General features: G+C 30.1%; 2 protein-coding genes. Both read left to right on the plus strand.

Annotated elements, in window-relative coordinates; genetic code table 11:
- The coding region (locus Q0075_RS09710; RefSeq protein ID WP_297869334.1) for an acyl-CoA dehydrogenase family protein at positions 1-383 on the plus strand (383 nt) is incomplete at its 5' end.
- Between the two features lie 73 nt (positions 384-456).
- Complete coding sequence (locus tag Q0075_RS09715) at positions 457-1,092, plus strand: endonuclease III (RefSeq protein ID WP_297869335.1); 636 nt, start codon at positions 457-459, stop codon at positions 1,090-1,092.
- The last annotated feature ends 56 nt before the right edge of the window (positions 1,093-1,148 follow it).

Raw genomic sequence — 1,148 nt, forward strand, 5'->3', positions numbered from 1 at the left:
TTGCACAAGGAGCTTACGAATTAGCGTTAAAATATTCACAAGAGCGTGTTGCTTTCGGAAAACCAATTTTCAATCATCAAGCTATTGCTTTCAAATTAGCAGATATGCACGTAAAAATTACATGTGCTAGATTGTTAATTCACAAAGCAGCAACTGAAAAAGATAACGGTGAAGATATTGCACATTCTGGTGCTATGGCTAAATTATATGCTTCAGAAATTGCATTAGAAGTAGCAAACGAAGCTGTACAAATTCACGGTGGAAATGGTTACGTAAGTGAATACCACGTAGAACGAATGATGCGTGATGCAAAAATCACTCAAATTTACGAAGGCACTTCAGAAATTCAAAGAATTGTTATTTCAAGAGGTCTAGTAAAATAATAATAGAAAATAATTTATTAAAAGGAGTTGAACTTAATTGTTGACTCCTTTTTTTATTACCTTTAAAATAAAAATGTTATTTGAAAATTGGAAAGAAAACTTAGAACCCTTAATTGATAAATACAAAGGTAGAAAGCATCCTCTAAACTATAACAACAGCTATCAATTACTGATAATGGTGATTTTATCTGCTCAAGATTCGGATGCGAATATTAACAATATCACTATTCCTTTTTTTGAAAAACATCCAAATCTAGAAAGTATATCGAATTCAAGCATTGAAGAGATAAACCCTTACTTTACAAAAGTTAAAAATTATCCAACAAAAACAACTTGGATATATGAATTAGCTAAATTTTTAAAAACTGACAATAATATTCCAACAAATTTAACTGATTTAATTTCTTTAAAAGGTATTGGAAGAAAATCTGCAAATGTAATATTAAGAGAAACCAATCAAAAAACAGAAGGGATTATAGTTGATTTACATGTAATTAGAGTTGTACCAAGAATTGGATTAACATCAAAATATGAAGATGGAAATAAAATCGAAAAACTATTAATGCAACAACTCCCTTATGAGATTTGGGATGAAATTGGAATGGCTTTCTCATTTTTAGGAAGAGAAATTTGCCGACCAACCAATCCTAAATGTGATGATTGCCCAATAAATACTCACTGTAACTATTTTAGAAACTTAAAGCAATAAAAAACCACCCTTATGAGGTGGTTTTTCAGTTTCGTATTGACGGTTATAGGTAACAA

This window comes from uncultured Flavobacterium sp. (assembly GCF_937967675.1).
Classification (GTDB): domain Bacteria; phylum Bacteroidota; class Bacteroidia; order Flavobacteriales; family Flavobacteriaceae; genus Flavobacterium.

Bases quoted from the DNA above. Each gene is read 5' to 3' on its own strand.
- Q0075_RS09715 (WP_297869335.1), top strand. From the start codon at position 457: ATGTTATTTGAAAATTGGAAAGAAAACTTAGAACCCTTAATTGATAAA.